General features: G+C 57.2%; 18 protein-coding genes. 6 read left to right on the top strand and 12 right to left on the bottom strand.

Going from position 1 to position 20,078, the window contains the following annotated elements; translation table 11 throughout:
- Window positions 1–46: 46 nt before the first annotated feature.
- The 5 genes from PY793_RS09810 to PY793_RS09790 are packed head-to-tail and all read left to right on the top strand — an operon-like array spanning window position 47 to window position 3,924.
- Complete coding sequence (locus PY793_RS09810) at window positions 47–400, top strand: ArsR/SmtB family transcription factor (RefSeq protein ID WP_007397884.1); 354 nt, start codon at window positions 47–49, stop codon at window positions 398–400.
- Window positions 397–819, top strand: coding sequence for an arsenate reductase (glutaredoxin) (gene arsC, locus PY793_RS09805; RefSeq protein WP_095350469.1), 423 nt, complete (start codon window positions 397–399; stop codon window positions 817–819). The genes PY793_RS09810 and arsC overlap by 4 nt, the downstream gene beginning before the upstream one ends.
- A complete protein-coding gene (locus PY793_RS09800; RefSeq protein ID WP_095350470.1) occupies window positions 819–2,114 on the top strand; it encodes an arsenic transporter in 1,296 nt (431 codons plus the stop codon). Before arsC ends, PY793_RS09800 begins: the two co-directional genes overlap by 1 nt.
- A 23-nt stretch (window positions 2,115–2,137) precedes the next feature.
- Complete coding sequence (arsH, locus tag PY793_RS09795; protein WP_039998713.1) at window positions 2,138–2,836, top strand: arsenical resistance protein ArsH; 699 nt, start codon at window positions 2,138–2,140, stop codon at window positions 2,834–2,836.
- An 8-nt stretch (window positions 2,837–2,844) separates the two neighbouring features.
- Window positions 2,845–3,924: an ArsO family NAD(P)H-dependent flavin-containing monooxygenase gene (locus tag PY793_RS09790; protein WP_095350471.1), complete on the top strand. Its 1,080-nt coding sequence runs from the start codon at window positions 2,845–2,847 to the stop codon at window positions 3,922–3,924.
- Between the two features lie 342 nt (window positions 3,925–4,266).
- Here the strand turns inward: PY793_RS09790 and PY793_RS09785 are convergent, their stop codons facing one another.
- Window positions 4,267–5,289: an IS110 family RNA-guided transposase gene (locus PY793_RS09785; protein ID WP_275177879.1), complete on the bottom strand. Its 1,023-nt coding sequence runs from the start codon at window positions 5,287–5,289 to the stop codon at window positions 4,267–4,269.
- A gap of 361 nt (window positions 5,290–5,650) precedes the next feature.
- On the opposite strand from PY793_RS09785, the gene PY793_RS09780 reads away from it, so the two are divergent.
- Window positions 5,651–6,208 carry a phosphate-starvation-inducible PsiE family protein gene (locus PY793_RS09780; protein ID WP_003618818.1) on the top strand — a complete coding sequence of 186 codons (558 nt, stop codon included), beginning with the start codon at window positions 5,651–5,653 and terminating at the stop codon, window positions 6,206–6,208.
- Window positions 6,209–6,256: 48 nt separating this feature from the next.
- On the opposite strand, the gene PY793_RS09775 is transcribed toward PY793_RS09780, so the two are convergent.
- The 11 genes from PY793_RS09775 to PY793_RS09725 all read right to left on the bottom strand — a co-directional run bounded on the left by PY793_RS09775 (window position 6,257) and on the right by PY793_RS09725 (window position 20,078).
- Entirely contained in the window at window positions 6,257–6,598 is a 342-nt protein-coding gene (locus PY793_RS09775; RefSeq protein WP_275177878.1) for a hypothetical protein, read from the bottom strand.
- 78 nt (window positions 6,599–6,676) lie between these two features.
- Window positions 6,677–7,159 carry an Hsp20 family protein gene (locus PY793_RS09770; RefSeq protein WP_095351974.1) on the bottom strand — a complete coding sequence of 161 codons (483 nt, stop codon included), beginning with the start codon at window positions 7,157–7,159 and terminating at the stop codon, window positions 6,677–6,679.
- Window positions 7,160–7,880: 721 nt separating this feature from the next.
- On the bottom strand, window positions 7,881–9,143 hold the full coding sequence (locus PY793_RS09765) for a cation:proton antiporter (protein ID WP_212367863.1): 1,263 nt from the start codon (window positions 9,141–9,143) through the stop codon (window positions 7,881–7,883).
- A 254-nt stretch (window positions 9,144–9,397) separates the two neighbouring features.
- Window positions 9,398–10,081, bottom strand: a complete 684-nt coding sequence (locus PY793_RS09760; RefSeq protein WP_042788997.1) for a response regulator — start codon at window positions 10,079–10,081, stop codon at window positions 9,398–9,400.
- The gene (locus PY793_RS09755; RefSeq protein ID WP_253518720.1) at window positions 10,078–10,842 is read right to left on the bottom strand and encodes a sensor histidine kinase; all 765 of its coding nucleotides are present in this window, start codon (window positions 10,840–10,842) and stop codon (window positions 10,078–10,080) included. The genes PY793_RS09760 and PY793_RS09755 overlap by 4 nt, the downstream gene beginning before the upstream one ends.
- Window positions 10,823–12,436, bottom strand: a complete 1,614-nt coding sequence (locus PY793_RS09750) for an ISL3 family transposase (protein ID WP_075624942.1) — start codon at window positions 12,434–12,436, stop codon at window positions 10,823–10,825. Before PY793_RS09750 ends, PY793_RS09755 begins: the two co-directional genes overlap by 20 nt.
- Before the next feature lie 164 nt (window positions 12,437–12,600).
- Entirely contained in the window at window positions 12,601–13,953 is a 1,353-nt protein-coding gene (locus tag PY793_RS09745; protein WP_212367860.1) for a sensor histidine kinase, read from the bottom strand.
- Entirely contained in the window at window positions 13,950–14,624 is a 675-nt protein-coding gene (locus tag PY793_RS09740; RefSeq protein WP_212367858.1) for a response regulator transcription factor, read from the bottom strand. The genes PY793_RS09745 and PY793_RS09740 overlap by 4 nt, the downstream gene beginning before the upstream one ends.
- Window positions 14,624–17,695 (bottom strand): efflux RND transporter permease subunit, encoded by a 3,072-nt coding sequence (locus tag PY793_RS09735; RefSeq protein WP_212367855.1) that lies wholly within the window; start codon window positions 17,693–17,695, stop codon window positions 14,624–14,626. Before PY793_RS09735 ends, PY793_RS09740 begins: the two co-directional genes overlap by 1 nt.
- Window positions 17,695–18,846: an efflux RND transporter periplasmic adaptor subunit gene (locus tag PY793_RS09730; RefSeq protein ID WP_244983562.1), complete on the bottom strand. Its 1,152-nt coding sequence runs from the start codon at window positions 18,844–18,846 to the stop codon at window positions 17,695–17,697. The genes PY793_RS09735 and PY793_RS09730 overlap by 1 nt, the downstream gene beginning before the upstream one ends.
- Window positions 18,843–20,078: a TolC family protein gene (locus PY793_RS09725; protein WP_212367915.1), complete on the bottom strand. Its 1,236-nt coding sequence runs from the start codon at window positions 20,076–20,078 to the stop codon at window positions 18,843–18,845. Before PY793_RS09725 ends, PY793_RS09730 begins: the two co-directional genes overlap by 4 nt.

The raw sequence follows: 20,078 nt of genomic DNA, 5'->3' as shown, positions 1-20,078 counted from the left end.
CCTCGGTAGTGTTGACTTCATCCAATATATCCACGATCGTCGATTCATGGATACAGAATCCGCCCTTGCCGCACTCGGCGCCCTGTCGCAGTCCACGCGGCTGGAGATCTTCCGCCTGCTGGTGCGCCACGAACCGGACGGCCTGCCGGCCGGAGATGTCGCGCGGCACCTCGATATGCCGCAGAACACGATCTCGGCCCATCTCGCCACCCTGACGCGCGCTGGCCTGCTGACCTCGCAACGCCATAGCCGACTGATCGTCTATCGCGCCTGTCTTTCTCGCCTGCACGACCTGATGCTTTTCCTCGTCAGGGACTGCTGTGCAGGCAGCCCAGAACTCTGTGCGCCCCTGATCGCGACCCTGTCCTCCTGCTGTCCGTCCCCGGAATCCTGCTCATGACCATCACGATCTATCACAACCCGGCCTGCGGCACGTCACGCAACGTGCTGGCACTGATCCGCAACAGCGGCGAGGAACCCCGGATCATCGAATATCTGAAAACCCCTCCCGGCCGTGCAGAACTGGTCGAGCTGATCGCCCGTATGGGGGTTCCGGTACGCTCGGTCCTGCGGAAAAAGGGCACGCCCTTTCACGAACTCGGCCTAGATAATCCGGCCCTGAGCGATGACGCGCTGATCGACGCCATGATCGCACACCCGATCCTGATGAACCGGCCGATCGTCGTCACCCCGCTGGGTGTTGCGCTCTGTCGTCCGTCCGAGGCGGTTCTGGACATCCTGCCCAACCCGCAGCGAGGCTCTTTCGTCAAAGAGGACGGGGAGAAGATCGTCGATGAATCCGGCAAACGGGTGTCCTGATGCTGGCTCTTCTGATTTTCGTTGTCACGCTCGTTTTTGTCATCTGGCAGCCTCGGGGGCTGGGTATCGGCTGGAGTGCAATGGCAGGTGCCGCCGTGGCCCTGGCGGCTGGTGTGATCCACTGGCACGACATTCCTGTCGTCTGGCACATCGTCTGGGACGCGACTTTCACCTTCATCGCGCTGATCGTCATCTCGCTGCTGCTGGATGAGGCCGGCTTCTTCCATTGGGCTGCCCTGCATGTCGTGCGTTGGGGCAAAGGACGGGGCCGGACGCTGTTCCCGCTGATCGTGGTGCTGGGAGCGGCCATTGCGGCGGTTTTCGCCAATGACGGCGCGGCCCTGCTGCTGACGCCCATCGTCATCGCCATCCTCACGCAGCTTCGCCTCAGTCCTGCTGCGGCGCTGGCCTTTATTATCGCCACTGGCTTCGTCGCGGATACCACCAGCCTGCCGCTCGTCATCTCCAACCTGGTGAACATCGTCATCGCCAATTTCTTTGGCATTGCGTTCGATCGCTATGCCACGATCATGGTGCCGGTCGATCTGGTGGCGCTGGGCGCGACGCTGGCTGTGCTTTGGCTGTGGTACCGGCGGCAGGTGCCTGCGACCTATCCCGTCGCCGAACTTCCGGCACCTGCGACCGCCATTCGTGACCACAATGTATTCCGGGCGGCATTTCCGCTGCTGGCACTCGTTCTGGCAGCCTATTTCCTGACAGCGCCGTTTCATATCCCGGTCTGTGTCGTAGCCTGTCTGGCCGCCGGAATCCTGTTGCTCGTCGCCGGATATGGCCGGGTGATTCCAGTTCGCAAGGTGCTGCGGGGCGCCCCGTGGCAGATCGTGATCTTCTCCCTGGGCATGTATCTGGTGGTCTATGGGCTGCGCAATGCCGGACTGACCGACTACCTTGCGACCGCACTGGTCTGGCTCGGTCATCAGGGACCGTTCACCGCCACGCTTGGCACCGGCTTTCTGGCGGCCCTGCTGTCCTCGGTCATGAACAATATGCCGAGTGTGCTGGTCGGGGCACTGGCGATCCAGCAGGCGCACGACATCACGCCGCTGACACGCGACCTGATGGTCTATGCCAACATCATCGGCTGCGACCTCGGGCCGAAATTCACGCCGATCGGCAGTCTCGCGACACTGCTCTGGCTGCATGTGCTGGCGTCCAGGAACCATCGGGTCACGTGGGGGCAATATATGAAGGTGGGTCTGGTGATCACACCTCCCGTCCTGCTGGTCACACTCCTGGCGCTGGCCCTGTGGCTGCCTCTAATCAGCCAGCCGTAATGCATGAATGGACCGATATCACAATGACCGAACCTGACTTGCCGGCCCTTCACCCCGAATATCTTGAACAGGTCGATCTCGCGCGGCTGGAACCGCAACCGCGTGTGGATCATCCGCCGCGTATCCTTCTGCTCTACGGCTCTTTACGCCCCCGATCTTTCAGCCGGTTGCTGGTGCTTGAGGCGGAACGCATCCTGAAGGTGCTGGGGGCCGAGACACGGGTGTTCGACCCGACCGGCCTGCCGGTAGCGGATTCCGTGCCCGCAACCCACCCGAAAGTGCAGGAACTGCGGGAACTCTCGATCTGGTCGGAAGGCCAGGTCTGGTGCAGCCCCGAACGGCACGGCAACATCACTGCCGTGTTCAAGAACCAGATCGACTGGTTGCCCCTGACCGAAGGCTCGATCCGCCCGACGCAGGGCCGCACGCTGGCGGTCATGCAGGTTTCAGGCGGATCGCAGAGCTTCAATTCCGTCAATGCGCTGCGGGTTCTGGGCCGGTGGATGCGGATGTTCACCATCCCCAACCAGTCCAGCGTGCCAGTGGCCTATACGCAGTTCGGTGACGATGACCGCATGAAGCCGTCCCCCCTCTATGACCGCATGGTGGATGTCATGGAGGAACTGATGAAGTTCACATGGCTGCTGCGCGACCGGGCCGACTACCTCGTGGATCGCTACAGTGAACGCAAGGCGGAATTTCGTCTCCCGGAAAGTCTGTGAGCCGGGCAATGGCGGAACCGTTCGATGTCGTGATCGTGGGCGGCGGTCAGGCAGCGCTCGCCGCGTCCTATTTCCTGCGCCGGACCGGGCTGACCTACGTCATTCTGGACAACGGGACGCAGGCGGGAGGGGCATGGGTCCACGGCTGGGACTCCCTGCATCTGTTTTCACCCGCGTCCTACAGTTCACTGCCCGGCTGGCCGATGCCCGACACGCCCGATGGCAGCTACCCGACCCGCGACGAGGTGCTTGACTATCTGCACCGCTACGAGGCGCGCTATGCGCCGCCGATCCACCGCCCCGTAATGGTCGGACGTGTGGAACGCACTGACCAGAAATTCCTGAATGTCAGAACCAGCGTGGGTGATTTCGTAAGCCGCGCGGTCATCGGCGCAACCGGCACATGGTCTGCGCCCTTCATCCCCGATTATCCGGGTCGCGAATTGTTTGTCAGAACGCAAATCCACTCCTCCCATTACCGCAACGCACTACCATTTGCCGGTCAGCGTCTGCTCGTGGTGGGTGGGGGCAACTCCGGTGCGCAGATTATGGCGGAGCTGTCCCTTGTCGCCCAGGCAACATGGGTCACGCAGCACGATCCTGTCTTCTTACCTGACGATGTGGACGGACGGGTGCTGTTCGAGCGGGCGACCGCTCGCGTTCTCGGCGGCCCGTCGGCCATGCCCACCGGCGGTTTTGGCGACATCGTCATGGTGCCGCCCGTGCGAGCCGCCCGGGAGCGGGGCGTGCTCCACGCGGTGCGCCAGTTTGTACGCATGACGGCGACGGGCGTTGTCTGGCCCGACGGGCGAGAAGAAGCCATTGACGCGATCATCTGGTGTACGGGCTTCAGGCCCGCGCTCTCTATGTTTGCGCCGCTCGACGTGATCGAGCCGGACGGGCTGATCCGCGTTAACGGGCAGCAGGCCGTCAGGGAGCCACGTCTCTGGCTGCTGGGTTATGGCTCCTGGTGCGGCCCCGCATCCGCAACCCTCCTAGGGGCGGGCCGCGTTGCGCGATCCATGGTCCGGCAACTGGCGGCCTGGCTTGCGTCACCGGCACAGGGTGTCCGCTTACCAAAACCTTGACCAGGAAAAAGACCAGGGATATGACGTCCTCATGCGTCGGGCGGCTGACCACCGGATTTATGATCGGATTTCTTCTGTGGTTGCCGTCCGTTATGCAAGAGTTTTCTGACCCATATTGACGTGTGATCGTGTGCGGTCTTCTGTAAGGCCTGTTGATGTGGCCTTTCAGAAGCCACTGGCCAGTATGGTGATCAGCGGATCAGATCCAAATCTCACAGGCGTGCTTTAAAGCACAGAGAAATCCACTGGTTTTTCCGATCCGGATCAAACGATCATGCGCCCATTCAGGTCATCGCCCTCTCACACCCCTACCGGTTCCATCCGCGGGAGCCGAGCCATCGCTCAGGCTGCCACGGACAGGGCCGGATCCCGATAATCCTCCTGTTTTGTTGCCATGGCCCAGATGGCTCGTGCCATCCTGTTGGCCAGCGCAATGGCTACCAGCATACGGGGCTTGCGGGCCAGCATCCGTGCCAGCCAGCTTCCCGGTGCAGGGGCCTTACGGCTGGCCCAGTTCACCTGGGTCATGGCGCCCATGATGAGAAGCCTGCGGATATCAGCCTGCCCGGCTTTTGATATCTTCCCCAGCCTTTCCTTTCCGCCAGATGAGAACTGACGGGGCACCAGCCCCAGCCACGCAGCAAAGTCGCGCCCGCGCCGGAAGCTCTGCAGGTCAGGCGCAAAAGCTTCAATCGCAAGAGCGGTCAGAGGACCCACTCCAGGCATGCTCTGCAATCTGCAGGTGTTTTCACTTTCCTGGGCAAGCATCCTGATCTTCTTTGTTCTGACATCAATCCGCACACTCTGCTCCGAAATCTGTCGCAGCAGATCAAGGCATTCCTGCTTCACAGCCTCTGGCAGAACCGCCTCATCCAGCATGGCTTCAATGTGTCTGATATGCGCAATCCCCTGTGGCACGACGAGACCGAATTCATACAGAACGGCACGCAGGGCATTCACCAGTTCCGTGCGCTGGTGCACCAGACGCTGCCGGGCCCGGAAAAGAACGCCATGCGCCTGCTGCGCTTCAGTGCGTGGTTCGACAAAGCGCATTTCCGGCTGACGGGCCGCAATGACGATCGCTTCCGCATCAGCAGCATCGTTCTTCTGGCGCTTCACGAAAGGCTTCACATACTGCGGAGCGATCAGTCTGACCTCGTGACCAGCTCCTGTCAGTTCGCGAGCCCAGTAATGCGCGCTCCCGCACGCTTCAAGAACGACCAGAGCAGGCGGCTGCGTGGCCATGAACTGCATAAACTGCTGACGACGCAGCTTTTTGCGAAACATCACCTCGCCCGCACGCGAAGCTCCATGAACCTGGAAAATGTTCTTTGCCAGATCAACGCCTATCACTGTATCCTTCATCTGCCGTCCTTTCGCGCAGTCGTTTCTTTCAACGACCATTCTGGCACATTGCGATGCCGTGCGGGGAGGACGGCAACCACCCCATCTCGCTGGAGAACCGCGTCTTATCCGGAAGTGACGACCGTCGCCGTGGTCCGAAAACTCCTGCCTGTCGCTGACCGCACGCACATGGCTAAGACCTTGGGTATGTCGTTGGGAGACCTCGAAAACCAGCTGACATTAGCCTTGCCAAAAGGCGTGCGAGACCATGCCAGAACATTGTCCTGTCGCCTGCCACGCTGGCAGCGGCTTTGAACCGGATGTGCGCCGGAAGGGCCACGACGTAGGAACTATAACTCAATTCATAGATGGGAAAACGGCTATGGAAGACCTCTCCATGAAACGTTCCTGGCAGAGCAGGGACTGGTCCCGCTTTATCAAGCTGTTCAGGGGCCTGACATTCTACGAGCGTTTTGAACAGGCGATCATTCTGACCCTGATTGCGCTCATCATGCTGGTCACCGCCATCGCGACGATTCATCTGATCGGCGCGGTATGGCATCTGGTCGTCGATGTCGGAATCGATCCGATCAACCAGACGATCTTCCAGGCGATTTTTGGCGCGATCTTTACTGTTATCATCGCTCTTGAGTTCAAACACTCCCTGCTGGTCGTTCTTGCCCAGCATGAGAACGTCATCCGGGTGCGGACCATCGTCCTGATCGCACTCCTGGCGATTGCCCGCAAATTCATCCTGCTGGATCTGCATGATGTGACTGCCATGGAACTGTTCGCTCTCTCGGCGGCTGTTCTGGCGCTGGGCATCGTCTACTGGCTGGTCCGCGAGCAGGATGCGCGTGTCGCGCGCGATGCCAGGGAACAGGCGCATCTCGAAGATAATCCTGCGGCCCGCTGTGAGCCTGAAGGGTCTTCATCCTGAAGAATCGAGGTAAAGGCGGTCTATAACGCCGCCTTTACTCAATCCCCACTACGTCCCGTGCGATGAGGACGTCTTCTCCGGCGTCTCTGGCCCTGACGGTGCCAGATGATCTGTGTCGATGGGCCGGAACGGCGGAATGGGTTGTCCGGGATAATAGACCGGCCCCTTGTAGTTCTGATCCAACTGGCTTGCGTTCAAGCTGTCGACCAGCATATCACCCGTGCCGTCTTCGTAATGAGTGCGAGCCCCGGTTTTGGGGATTGTGGACGTTCCCTCAGTCGCCCTCGCATCGAACGATGTTGCAGTCGTCCGGACAATATCACCAGCATGTGCGCCCGACTGGCTCAGTAGAGACAAGCTCAGAGCAGCGCACGACAGAGATATTTTCATCCTCTTCATGCTCATGACCTTTCGAGATTCCCCCCCCCCGGCCGGATGAATGGCCGGGGGAGAGTTTTCGTCACGCCATCAGGCTGCCTCTTTCCGCGCCTCAATCTGGGGCACGGCTTCCTCCGCACGTGCTGTAGAGGACGTAATCGCGATACGACGCGGCTTCATCGCTTCGGGTATCTCACGTTTCAGAGTAATGGACAGAAGTCCGTTCTCGAAGTGCGCATCGGTGACTTTCATATGCTCGGCCAGATCGAAGCGGCGTTCGAATTCTCTGCCCGCAATACCCCGATGGAGATATTCGGCGGCGCTTTGCGACTCCGGCGCCTTTCGTCCTGTCACGACAAGAGTATTGCGCTCCTGTGTGATCGTAAGGTCGGCCTCGGCAAGTCCGGCAACCGCCATGTCGATCCGGTAATCATCCTCACCGGTCTTGACGATATCGTAAGGCGGCCAGTTATCGACCGCTGGAATCCGGCTGGCGAGATCAAGGGCGTTGAGCATTCTGTCAAAACCCACGCTCGAACGGAACAGGGGAGCAAAATCAACGGTGGCTCTCATAGCCATATCCTCCTTTGAGCAACATGGACACAAGATCAAAACTGATAGTTCTGTCTGCCGACCCCTTTGGCGGCCGGCAGATTCAATCTGGGCACTCCGTGCATGGTGTCAAGAGGTATCAAAAATGCAGAAAGGCAGGTTTGGGCGTCCTCAATCGTTCGCGTGTTCAGAGTGGACCAGAACAATGCCTGATAGCATCGGATGGAAGTTGCTAGCCGCGGCATTCGCCGCGACCATGCTGAGTGCCGCTCCGGCGGAGGCCTGGCCGTGGATTTATGCTGGACCACCAATTGTCGTTCCACCACCAGTCGTGGTCGCGCCGCTAGCTGTCAGTTGGGGTGGGCGGTCTCCTTCAGAAGGTTTATCAACCGCCGGTATGGCACATCAATGCCGCAAGGAGGCCTTCCACCCCATCTGACAGGTCTTGTTCTATGATACGTTCTCAGAAGGGGCTGCTTTTATGCAGCCGAGCGGAGAATGCACTCGGGTGGGAGGAAACTCCATCAGCTCATGGTGATTGCGGACTGTCCGCTTAGGAGCTTGGCGAATGGGGGCTTGTATGTCCGGGATGAAGGCGACTGCCGCCTGTCTGCTCCTGTATCACTGAGCAGACAGGCGGATCAGGGGGGAAAGCGGAAGGTCCGCTATTTGTTAAAAAACATGATCAAGCTGTCATTATTTTCCTTCTTACGGAACCGCCCTTCAAATAATCAGAGCCGTATTATTGAGACCTAAGCGTAGAGGGCGGATAAAGTCTGCGGGCAACCCGCTCCATCGTTAGTCCCTGCACGATGATGGTGAACACGACGACGCCGTAACAGACAGGCAGCAGCAGGTCGCGCAAGTTTCCGGGCGGGAGTCCAAGCGCCAGCGAAACCGAAATGCCGCCACGCAGACCGCCCCAGGTCAGGATACCAAGAACACGACCTCGTTCCCATTGCCTGAGGTGAACCGGAAGCGTTGAAAACAGCACGCTCAATGCTCGCACGGCAATGGAGAGCGGGATCACGGCAAGTGTTGCCAGCACCGTAAACAGATGAGGCGTGATCTCCAGGATTTCAAAGCCGATCAGCATGAACAGCAGGACGTTCAGCACCTCGTCAATAAGTGTCCATGCGACGTCGAGTTCTTTGCGGGATACCTCATCGAAAACGGAATGGCTGTAGCTTGTTCCAAAGCACAGTCCCGCCACCACGACGGCAATCGCCCCCGACATGCCAAGCTGGTTGGCAATACTGAAGGTTCCAGTCGCCAAGGCCAATGATGTCAGCAAGTCAATGTGCGGGTCGCGCTGTCCTTTAAGCACACGGAGTGCAATCCATCCGGTCAGTGCGCCCAGCAGGCCGCCACCAATCGCCTCGCGGCAGAAGCTGAGAGCAATCCCGGAAGCGGTCACTCCCTGACTGTTCCCGGTCGCCAGTCCGATCGTGACGCCAAAAATTACCACGCCCACGCCGTCATTGAACAGGCTCTCCCCTGCGAAAACGGCCTGAAGGGGGCCGGGCAGTCCGAGACGTTTCAGCATACCGACAACTGAAACGGGATCAGTCGGTGCGAGGATGGCCCCAAGGACGATGCACCACGTGAAAGGAATAGCATGACCCAACAGGGGGAAGACATACCACGCCGCGATTGCCAGAAAGGCAACAGCCAGAACGGTTCCCAGAACAGAGAGAGCGGCCACGGAGGCAAGCTTTGCGCGCAGATGTCTGACATCTACCTGTGTGGCCCCGGCAAACAGAAGCAGGGACAGCGCGCCATTCAGAAGGGCCGTGGGAAGATTGATGGCTCCGAGCACAGATCGCGGGAGAGCCTGAAGGTCATAGGCCGGTATCAGCGGATTCAGGATCATGACCAGCAAGGAAGCCAGCAATGAGAAGACCAGCACACCGATCGTCACAGGAAGGCGAAACGTGTGGTGATTGAGAATGCTGAATCCTGCCGAGAGGGTCAGAAGCAGAGCGAAGAGGCTGATGGTATCCATGCCTTCACCGCTGGCCGCTGCCGTTCCCCACGTCAAGAAAAAACGGCAGTGTGTGCTTCCCGGAACCGATATGTTTTCTTCTGTGATAAAGATGAGGGTGGCTACCGCCTATCTACTTCATATTCCTTGAATGGACAGGCAGCATAAGGGGGAAGCAAGAATTTCAGTTTCCACATAACATTCGCTTGAATTAGGCTCAATTTATTTCAATTCATAAAATAATGTTGATGTGTGAAGAGGAGATCAGAAAATTTTTACAATTGAACCATCCGGTAACCGACGCCCGTTTCAGTGATGATATGACGTGGCCTCTCCGGATCGATTTCGATCTTCTGACGTATCTGTCGGATATAGACACGAAGTTGCTGGACATCTCCTGTTGCGCCCCACAACTGACCCATGATGGTCTGATGGGTCAGGACACGCCCTGTATAACGAACCAGCATGCGCAGAATATCCCATTCACGCGGTGAAAGTCGGATTTCACTTTCGCCACGAAATATCTGGCGACGCACGAGATCAATACTCAAATCTCCCGACAGGAACAGCGGGATGGTGCCTTCCTGCTGGAGTGCATGTCGCAATGCGTTACGCATGCGCGCGACAAGTTCAGCCATGCTGAATGGTTTGGTCACATAGTCATCAGCACCTGCTTCAAGTGCCGCGACCTTGCCCCGTTCGTCATCTCGAACCGAGAGGATTACGACAGGCAAAGTTGGATGAGCACTTCTCAGGCATCGAAGAACGTCCACGCCATCCATGTCAGGAAGCCCCAGATCAAGCACAACGATGTCCGGCACGACTTCCATGGCCATGTTCAGGGCCATTTTCCCCGTCCGGGCTTCCGTTACCCGCCAGGACTGACTGACGAGCGACGTTCTGAGAAGTCGACGAATGGCAGGCTCGTCATCCACAATCAGAACCGATGGATCACTCATTTTGTGTTTTTCTCACCCAAAGGAAACATCATAATCAACTCTGCTCCAGAGCAGTCCTTTCGATTGCGTGACACAATCTTTCCTCCCATGGCTTCAATGAAACCCCGAGAGATGGCAAGCCCTAAACCAGTTCCAGGACGAGACCGATCAGCAGATTTAAAACGTTTGAACTTACTGAAAGCGGTTTCCGGATCGTGAGCCGCAAATCCCTCGCCCTCATCTGACACACGAATAAGCAGAGTATCAGCAGCGATGGATGCCGTGACGACTATTTTCGTCCCAAGAGGCGTATATTTCCCAGCGTTGTCGAGGATATTGAAAAGTGCCTGTTCCAGAAGAACGTCGTCTAGAAGCGGCATTGGCAAATCCGGTTCAATGACCATTTCTGTCTCGTGATCAGATAGCAAACGAGCCGCACGGGAGAGAGCACTGGCGATCACTTCGCCAACATCCACACGTTCCTTACGAGGCTGGAGCGCTCCGGCTTCAAGACGGGTCATGTCGAGCAGATTGGCGACAAACCGATTGAGCCGCTCGGCTTCGTCATGAATGGTTGAGAGCAGTTCCTTGCGCGCTGTTTCGTCGAACTCCTCGCCATAACTTTCGAGGCTGGATGTTGCGCCCAGAATGGAGGCCAGAGGTGTTCTCAAATCGTGGGAAATCGACGTCAATAATGCCCCGCGTTGTTGATTTTCGTTGAGAACTGGGTTCTTCCGCACTTTTCGTGATGATGTTTTTTGATTATGCGGGCTGAAGGACACGCGCCCTGAGGAGTTCGAAGCCTGCTCTTCCGAACATGGTTCGCTTGATCATTTTCAGTCGGCTGATCTGTCCTTCAACCGGGCTGGTTGTCCAAGGTGTGACAAGAGACGCTTCAATGGCAGCCGCATCCCGTTCAAGCGCGGGAATCAGACGTGACAGCAGCGTCGTCTTTCCTTCTTCCAGCAGAGCCTTCAGATCGCCTCCCGTGCAGGTGTCACCCCTTTTACAGAGCAGGGTCTGCATTTTCCTGAGCCAGCAGAGTGTGACGGCAAGGTGCGGTTCAGCTTCCAGAAGGGCAGGAACCAGCAGTCCCTCCTGTCCGGCAGATAACGGATCCTCTGCGAGGAGAAGCCGCGCAAGTCTGCGTCCCCGAGGTGCAACGACATGCGCGGAAGGAACGGGTTTCGCGGAACATCCCTGTCGCGTCGCCACCCATTTCCAGACGGTGCCATATTGTCCTGCAAAGCCCTGCTCCAGGAGTTCCCGCCATAGCTGACGACTATTGCGACATCCTTCGGACCATCTCTTTTCCAGGTGGGCTGCGTAAGGCACGAGTATGCTGCGTAGCGGAACCGTCCTTTTCCATGGTGGTGCATGGCCCCGCTGAAACCAGCGCCGCACGGTTTTTCTCTCTACCCCGATCGTTGTGGCGATAGCCTGAATGCTGTGTCCCTCTGCTTTCAGGGCAAGAGCTTCCTTGAAAAGAATATCACGTCGTTCCCCAGAGGCTGACCTGACGACCGCCTGCGCCTCTTCTGGATGCGCTCTGATTGTTTCAGATATTTTGCTTACTGCCGTTGATACGTTCAGCTGTCGTGTCAGGGTCCTCACTGTTGTCGTAAAACGGTCCAGAATGCTGACAAAAGCGTCTGACAGGTTCTTCAGCAGATGCCAGCGGTCTGTCACCTGAAGAGCGGATGGTGCGCCTCTGCGGCATCCGTCTGCATAAGCACCGGCACGGTCTCTGGCAATGATTTCAATACCGGGATGGACCTGCAGCCATCGGGCAAGGGTATCAGCGTCCCGATCTGGCAGGAGGTCAATGACATCATTTTTCTCAAGATCAACCACAATCGTTCCATAGTGATGTCCCCGCCGCCATGCCCAGTCATCCACCCCCACCACACGTGTACGGGCCATGCCTTTTGTGGTGTTCTGCGCACGTGAGAGAAGACGGCGGACAAGAGTATCGGCGCTGATGGGGCAACACAGGCGCACGGTCATTCGTGCTCCAGCGGAACCGCCCAGGGTATGGGCGATATAATAATGAAGATCGGCAAGACGTGTGGTCTGTCTGCCATGACGCACGGTTATCCCCTCAAGGGGCATGACAAACGTCCGACGTGGACAAAGCATCGTCTGGCAGAAAAAGCGCGGCACAGAAACGATCAGCGTGGCTGGACGGCCCTGCCATGGAAGATCCGCGAGTTTTCTCTGATAGAAACTGTGAATGCGTCGTGTCGGGCACTGACAGTCCGGACACACTGCACTCCGCTTTCGCAGACTGACTTCGATCTCCACTCTGTTGTCCAGTGCAACAACACGACGAACGACGAGGGAACGGGGAAGATCAAGAGACCGAAGGCGTGACACTGGGGAATATCCATGAAAGTGAACGACTTTCTGGATTTCCCAGTTCCGGAACCTAAGTACAAGATACCCATCACGAAAAGTGCGGAAGAACCCAGTTCTCGGTGAAAATCAACAATCATGGTTACCCATAGAGTCAGAACTCAACACAAAATGCAACTGTAGTGCTAGTCGTCCTGATTATCAGTCTGGGTTTCCAGATCAGGAAAACGGATGGAAACACCAAAACCACGTGTTGTTCCGGCAAGAGGGGAACAGAGCGAGAGCGTGGCGTCCATTTGTTGGGCAATATTGCTGGCAATAGCCAGCCCCAGTCCGCTGCCATACACTGTATGGCTTCCACGCACAAATGGGTTTGTTAATCTGGCAAGAGTTTCAGGGGATAATGCGGCACAATCGTTCGTAATATCAATACAGCCGTCAGGCAGAATGGTTACAACAACGGGTCTTGCGATATTGCGGTGTAACAGGGCATTTTCCAGAAGATTACGGATTAGAATACCCGTTGCATCCATGTCTCCGTAGACAAATATTTTTGATATTCTGTTTGTTTTTAAAATAATATGCACGTCATCATAGACATTGCACGTAAGGTCATCGACCAGAACGTGTATGACAGCCAAAAGATCAAAACGGTCTCGGCGGAATGCAATGCCGGACGATGCGCGCGATAATTGCAGCAGTTTTTCTACAGTCCGGGCTAGTCTGCGGGTCCGGCTGGCTATGAGTTCCACCCGTTCATCCAGCTCCGAGCCAGCGGGGAGCATACGGCCGAGCATTTGCACCTGTGCCATAAGTGCCCCCAGTGGATTACGGAGTTCATGGGCTGCACTGGCGGCAAAAGCACGTTCAGTTGATAAAGCAGTTTCCAGCCGTTCCATAAGTGTGTTGACGGAGCGCTGGATGGGGAGCAGCTCATCTGGCAGGTTCAGGGAGAGAATGGGGCGCAGGTTCCCACTCCCACGAGCGCGCATTTCATCGTGCAGGCGGTCCATGGGGCGCAGGGCTCGGTATACAATCAAACGTACCAGCAACCAGATGACCGGCATAAAAAACAGCATCGGGACGATGGAAATCATGATGGCCCGTCGGACAGCTTCCTGTCGGTGGAATGTAGGTTCTCCCACAAGAACATGATAGTGATCAGTCGAAGGGGCCGCGACATAAACACGAAACTGCGCCACGTTGACAAACCCGACCTTGCCACCCTGCACAAACGGAGTGGTGGGGGCATTCTGTGAGCGCAGTACAATATGCCCCGTATCATCAAGCACCTGATACGCCAGTGTTCGGGGGCCAGCTTCTGGTAACCATGCGACGGAAACAGAGGTCTGGTTGCGCATTCGGTCTGCTACAACTGTCTGCAGGCGTTCGGAGACTTCCTGCAAGGAATTATCCAGTCTTTCCGTCACCTCATAACGGGTAAACCCACCCACGGCCGTGCTCAGCAGCAGCATGCCCAGCATGACCACCATCAAAATACCGCTGACAATGCGCGTTGAAAGCTTCCAGCTTTTCATGCGTTGTGTGTCTTGTCATTCAGGCAGTACCCACGGCCACGAATGGTTCGTATGGCCGTATTCCCTACCTTTCTGCGCAAACGGCTGATAAAAACCTCCACGGTGTTACTGTCCACCTCATGGTCGAGGGCGTAGAGTGCTGTATCAATCTGCTGGCGCGAATAAATCCTGCCCGGATTGCGCGACAGCAGTTCCATGATCGTCCATTCGCGGGCTGTCAGGTCCAGTCTCTGGTTATTGCGTGAGACAGATTGGTTTTCGCGGTCAATTGTCAGGTCATCCAGGTGGTGGATTATCTGCTTACGAGGAGCAACATATCTGCGCGCGACAGCCGCAATCCGTGCAACCAGTTCATTCAGATCATATGGTTTGACAATGTAATCATCCGCCCCATCAGACAGGCCGGTAATCCGGTCACTAATCTGGTCTTCTGCCGTGGTAATCAGGATGGCAACATTGCGCGATGTCTGGCGGATTTCACGCAGTAATTCGCGCCCATGGCCATCTGGTAATCCCATATCCAGCAAGATGAAGTCATACTCTACCGCATCGAGGGCTGCCCGGGCGTCCTCCAGTGTCATGAACCAGTCCACGGCATGCCCTTCCAGACCAATCCGTTCCTGTACCGCTGTACCCAGATCCTGTTCATCTTCAACGATAAGGATACGCATTAACTCTGCTCCTTTTCCCGCACGGTCCGGGCATATAGCAAGGGGAGCACCAGAAGCGTCAGCAGAGTGGAGGATACAAGCCCACCGATGACAACACTGGCCAATGGCCGTTCCACTTCTGCTCCGGCACTCTGGGAAAACGCCATGGGGAAAAATCCGAGGCTTGCCACAAGAGCTGTAGCCATGACCGGCCGGAAGCGCGACTGGGCAGCCCTGAAAGCAGCCTGGGCAACCTGCATGCCTCTGGCGCGCAAAGCTGATATTTCACTGACCAGCACAACACCATTGAGAATAGCAACACCAAATAGGGCAATGAACCCGATGCCTGCAGAAATACTGAACGGCATCCCCCTGAGTGTGAGGGCAATAACGCCGCCGGTTGCAGCTACCGGCAGGTTGATAAACACGAGCAGGGCCGGAAGTAGGGCACCAAATGCGAGGACCAGCAACGCAAAGATCAGCCCCAGAGCAATGGGCAGAACAAGCTCCAGCCGACGTGTGGCAGATTGCAGGTTCTGGAACTGACCCTGCCATTCCATTGTGTAACCTGCAGGGAGTTTGACCTCCTGCCTGACGCGGGCCTGTGCCTGCGCCACGTAGGAAGCAAGGTCCCTGCCCCTGACATTGGCCTGTATGACCATGCGCCTGCGCACCCTGTCCCGGCTGATGCGTGGTGGACCGTCCACCTCATGCACATGCGCAACCTGTGACAGCATGACACGCCCCAGACCATCGGCCCGCCGGATCTGTAGTGTGCTGATGGCAGCAATGGACGCGACCTGACGGGCATCAAACCGGACCTGGGTGCTGATCATGGCATTACCCACAGTCACAGGGCGCCCTATGTGGCCACCGACAGCTTCTACCGTATCCAGAATATCCTGCATGGCAACATTCCGGCTGGCCGCCTGAATGCGGTCCACGTCAATGACAATCAGCGGCACGGTGCCATTACCCGCAGGGGCTACGTCTGCTGCTCCCTGCACGCCAGACATGACCGCAGCCACCTGATCGCCTAATCTGGCAAGGGTTTGCAGGTTGTCACCATAAATGGAAACAGCAATCTGGGTTCTGACACCCGACAGAAGGTCGTCCATACGCATCTGGACAGGCTGGCTCCATGAGTAAAGCGCATCGGGAAGTTCCCGCCGCAGGGTTTCATCCATTGCGGCAACCAGTCCGGCCTGAGTGTGTGCGGTTTTCCATGTTGAAGGGTCATTGAGGAAAATAAAACTGTCTGTTTCATTCACGCCCATTGGGTCGGTTGGTATGGCGGAGGTGCCAGTATTGCTGACCACGGCTTTGACCTCAGGAAAACGGCGGAGGATCTGCTCCTGCAGAGAAACGGATGCAAGTACCGTGTTTAAGGATGCCGAAGGAAGGCGCGTTGTTGTTACTGTGAGCGCCCCTTCATCCAGTTGGGGAATAAACTCTCCGCCCAGCCGCATTGCCAATCCGGCGGAGAGCACCAGAATGGCCAGAGTGCCACCAAACAGAATGCGGGGATGGTCTTTCCCCCATTTGACCATGATGGCGTATGGCGCGCGCAGGGTGGTTATCAGATACGTCTCGCCTTTGGGGTGCACACGTCCCAGCAGCAAAACGGAAAGAACGGGAACACAGGTGAAGCAGTACAGCAGGGAAGCCAGAAGCGCCATAATGACAGTCTGCGCCATAGGGCGAAACATATGTCCTTCTATGCCCTGTAACGTCAGCACCGGCAGATACACCATGATGATAACAAGTATGGCAAACCCTACCGGGCGTATGACCTGTTGCACGGATGAGATAACCAGAGCCGTGAAGTCCACATCAGGTTCTTCTTCCCGTCGTGCGAGAATATGCTCGACCACAACAAGAGAGCCATCAACAATCATGCCAAAATCAATGGCGCCAAGGCTCAGCAGATTGGCTGAAATGCCAAAATACCGCATGCCAGCCATGGTTGTGACAAGAGCGACCGGAATAACGGATGCAATAACCAGAGCCGCCCGCCAGTTGCCGATCACGACAATCAGCACGCCCACCACCAGCACGGCCCCCATAAGCAGGTTGTCACGCACAGTGGCAATGGTGGTGTCGGTCAATGTGGCGCGGGTGTAATAGGGGTCAAGCGTAACGCCTTCCGGCAGGGATTGCCGGATGCGGGGCAGGGCGTCCTTTATGGCCGCCAGCGTTGCATTCGAGCTTGCCCTGCTTTCCATCATCACTACACCAATGACGATTTCACCCTGTCCATCGCGGGTGACTGCGCCAAGGCGGGTGCGCATTCCCATGCCAACGTGCCCAAGGTCACGCAGGCGCAGGATAGATCCATCGCTATTGCTTCGAACAGGAATGTTCCCAAAATCATCCAGGCCGCGCACCAGACCACGACCGACAACAATCTGCTGCTCCGCATGGTGTGTAATCCACCCACCACCAGATGCGGCATTGTTGCCATCTATCGCGCGGTAGACATCTCCAGCAGAAAGATTGCTGGCAACCAGTCGTGCCTGGTCCAGTGTGACCTCATATGTTTCCTCTCCACCCCCGTTCACGTTTACATCCACCACACCAGGCACCAGACGCATCTGGGGCACCACGACCCAGTTCATCAGATGGTTCAGTTCTGTAAGTGAATGCCCCGCTCCCTTGATCTGGAATTGCATGATCTCACCCATGCCGGTGGCAAGTGGCCCCATGCTGAGTGTAATACCGGGGACGGATATGGTCGTTCGGGCCTGCTGCATCCGTTCATTAACACGTGTGCGATCGAGGTTGATGTCCGTATCATCGGCAAACTGTGCGTAAACGACTGAAACCCCGCTGCGGGAAACAGAGCGTAGATCCGTCATGCCGGGAATGCCGGTCATGCTTGTTTCCACGGGGAATGTAATCAGTTTTTCCACCTCTTCGGTCGCAAGACCGGGGGCGACAACAGACACAAGGACCTGCTTGGGAGAAATATCGGGTACGGCCTCCACCGGCAGACCCATGACCACCATAACCCCGGCAGCCATGAACAGGCTCAGCCCGCCCATGACCAGCAGACGGCTGCGCAGCAATGCGTGCAGGTATTTGAGCACCATCAGTCTGCGTCCATCCCGGCCAGTTCCACAGCGGAGCGCAATGCAAAGCTGCCGTGGACTACAACATGTTCCCCTTCCTTCAGGCCTGTGTGGATAACGGCCTGCTCACCATTGTCCATGGCAACATCCACCACAACCGGATGGTAATGTGTGTTGTCTTTCTGGATAAACACAACGGACTGGCCAGCAATTTTCTGTATGGCTTCGGAGGGTACGACAAGCCCCTGAACTCCGTCTTTTTCAGAAAGTGTTCCATTGAGCACCATACCGGGCACTAGTGCGCCAGTTGGGTTGGGAACAATGCTGATCAGCCTGACCAGCCCCGTAAGGGCACTGGCCATTGCGCCCACCGTATTGATGTGTGAGATAATCGGTCCTGCTGTTGTTACCGTAATCTGCAGGGCACCTGGCTGAATATGCGCTGCCTGCTCCGGCGTCACATCGGAGACAACCCATACGCTGGAAAGGTCCACCAGTGTCATGATATCCTGTACGGGGGAAAGGTCTGCCGCAACGCTAACATCGAGTGTCTGCACCACGCCATCCACAGGGGCAATCAGGGTAGACGTTTCGTCCCGGCCTTTACGTGCGCCCTGTTCCGAAACCGAGTTGAACTCCTCCTTGAAGCGATGGCCCAGCGTATCGGCATCGGCCTGACGGGTCCGCACATTGGCATTGGCCTGCGCCAGCGCATCCTGTCTGCGGTGTAACTCGGCAATGGATACGGCCTGCCCCGCCAGCAGCTGTGCACGCTGTACAGCCTGTGCTGCATCATGCTGTGCTGCAATGGCAGCGGTCAGGGCTGCCTGTATCTGTGCATCCTGCAACTGGGCGGCGTGCAGGGAATGGTCCTGATAACGTAGTAATGGCTGCCCTTGGCGTACATGTGTTCCGGGCTGGACCAGCACCGCGAGCACCTTACCATTGCCTGCGGGGTGAATGTGCACAAGCCGCGTGGTGGCGGGCATGACCTGACAGACGACCGGTATGCTCGGAAAAACCGTGCCAGATGCAACGGGAAAGACCGTAATCCCTTCATGGCTGACCGCAGCGGCATCAAGGGAGATATCGGTCGGTAACGCCTGTTCTGCAGCATAGGCGGCAAACTGCGGGAAGGTGCTTGCAAAGCAAAGGAGCAGGAATTTTTTCATGGCACAACGCCCATGGCAAGCAGCATGCGGATGGTTGCAACACGCCATTCAATGTCTGCCCGCGCACTGGCCATCTGGGCGTTGCAGGCTTCCTGCCGGGCTTGCAGGGCCGTATTCAAGGCGACTTCACCAACCCGCCATGCCCGCTCCTGCGCTACGGCACGTTTTTCCAGACTGTCTGCGGCTGTGCGCATGGTCTGTCGGGCGGTTGTTGCCGCCATAAGACGCTCGCGGACCCGCGTAATTTCCAGATGCACCATGCGGCGCGCCTGTATTTCCTCACTATTGGCCGTGGCCAACCGGTTGCTGGCTTCGGACATCATGGGCGTATTGCGCACTTCACTCGGCAACGGAACGCTGAAGTTAATGCCTACACGGTCATCCCAGGGGCTGCCGTATTGTTTTTCATGGATGGCATCAATGCCAATTTCTGGGTTAGGCATAAAAGACCGGCGCGCCAGCTTCATGTTTGCTTCCGCAGCTTCAACATTATGGCGCACGACTTTTATACGTGGGTCGTTCTCTTCCATATCATGCGGATCCACAAAACGTGCATGTGCCAGCCCATCACCACTGTTAAAGTCCACTTCACTGGCACGCCCCAGCAGGACTTCCTGCTCGGCAAGGGCATTATTCCTGGCCTCTTGCGCCAGTGTCTGTTCATTACGGGCGTTTTCCAGTCCTGCCTGTGCCATCTGGCTGTCCGAAAGAGCCAGTTCGCCTGCGTGCACCGCGTGCGTCACATTCTGGTTGATCCGGCTTGTGGCGCTGTACAGCGCGTTTGCTACATTCAGGCGCGCCTGCGCGATCTGCAATGCTGCGGCAGCTTCCAGCACTTTGATCGAAAGCACCATATGCTCGACGTTAAGCTGCTCATTAATGGATTCAGATTCCGCCCCCGCGACCTCGCGGGTAGCGCTACCTTGCCCGGGCAGCCAGAGCGGTACGGACAGACCGCCCTGATAGGTTGTGTATCCCTCATTACTGCCTATGGCATGGTCATCCATATACTCACCCGAGAGTGTTGGCCCGCCCGCAAACCAGGAACCAGCCGCACTGACACGTGCTTTAGCGGAATGATGCCCCACCTGAAGTGCCTTACGCACGGGGTCAATGCTCCAGGCCACGCTGACTGCATCATGGAAAGACAGCGCTTTTTGCGGTGTCTGGGCCTGAAGGGAGGGCATGCCTATGCCCCAGCAAGCCACACTTAAAAACAGGACAAGCCGCAT

The sequence above is a fragment of the Acetobacter fabarum genome, assembly GCF_029069195.1.
Taxonomy (GTDB): Bacteria; Pseudomonadota; Alphaproteobacteria; order Acetobacterales; family Acetobacteraceae; genus Acetobacter; species Acetobacter fabarum_A.
This window is presented reverse-complemented; position numbering and strand designations above follow the sequence as displayed.

Excerpts from the sequence above, each read along its gene's own strand:
- PY793_RS09810 (WP_007397884.1), top strand. The coding sequence starts at position 47 with ATGGATACAGAATCCGCCCTTGCCGCACTCGGCGCCCTGTCGCAGTCC.
- arsC (WP_095350469.1), top strand. The coding sequence starts at position 397 with ATGACCATCACGATCTATCACAACCCGGCCTGCGGCACGTCACGCAAC.
- PY793_RS09800 (WP_095350470.1), top strand. The coding sequence starts at position 819 with ATGCTGGCTCTTCTGATTTTCGTTGTCACGCTCGTTTTTGTCATCTGG.
- arsH (WP_039998713.1), top strand. The coding sequence starts at position 2,138 with ATGACCGAACCTGACTTGCCGGCCCTTCACCCCGAATATCTTGAACAG.
- PY793_RS09790 (WP_095350471.1), top strand. The coding sequence starts at position 2,845 with ATGGCGGAACCGTTCGATGTCGTGATCGTGGGCGGCGGTCAGGCAGCG.
- PY793_RS09785 (WP_275177879.1), bottom strand. The coding sequence starts at position 5,289 with ATGAAGGATACAGTGATAGGCGTTGATCTGGCAAAGAACATTTTCCAG.
- PY793_RS09780 (WP_003618818.1), top strand. The coding sequence starts at position 5,651 with ATGGAAGACCTCTCCATGAAACGTTCCTGGCAGAGCAGGGACTGGTCC.
- PY793_RS09775 (WP_275177878.1), bottom strand. The coding sequence starts at position 6,598 with ATGAAAATATCTCTGTCGTGCGCTGCTCTGAGCTTGTCTCTACTGAGC.
- PY793_RS09770 (WP_095351974.1), bottom strand. The coding sequence starts at position 7,159 with ATGAGAGCCACCGTTGATTTTGCTCCCCTGTTCCGTTCGAGCGTGGGT.
- PY793_RS09765 (WP_212367863.1), bottom strand. The coding sequence starts at position 9,143 with ATGGATACCATCAGCCTCTTCGCTCTGCTTCTGACCCTCTCGGCAGGA.
- PY793_RS09760 (WP_042788997.1), bottom strand. The coding sequence starts at position 10,081 with ATGAGTGATCCATCGGTTCTGATTGTGGATGACGAGCCTGCCATTCGT.
- PY793_RS09745 (WP_212367860.1), bottom strand. The coding sequence starts at position 13,953 with ATGAAAAGCTGGAAGCTTTCAACGCGCATTGTCAGCGGTATTTTGATG.
- PY793_RS09740 (WP_212367858.1), bottom strand. The coding sequence starts at position 14,624 with ATGCGTATCCTTATCGTTGAAGATGAACAGGATCTGGGTACAGCGGTA.
- PY793_RS09735 (WP_212367855.1), bottom strand. The coding sequence starts at position 17,695 with ATGGTGCTCAAATACCTGCACGCATTGCTGCGCAGCCGTCTGCTGGTC.
- PY793_RS09730 (WP_244983562.1), bottom strand. The coding sequence starts at position 18,846 with ATGAAAAAATTCCTGCTCCTTTGCTTTGCAAGCACCTTCCCGCAGTTT.
- PY793_RS09725 (WP_212367915.1), bottom strand. The coding sequence starts at position 20,078 with ATGCGGCTTGTCCTGTTTTTAAGTGTGGCTTGCTGGGGCATAGGCATG.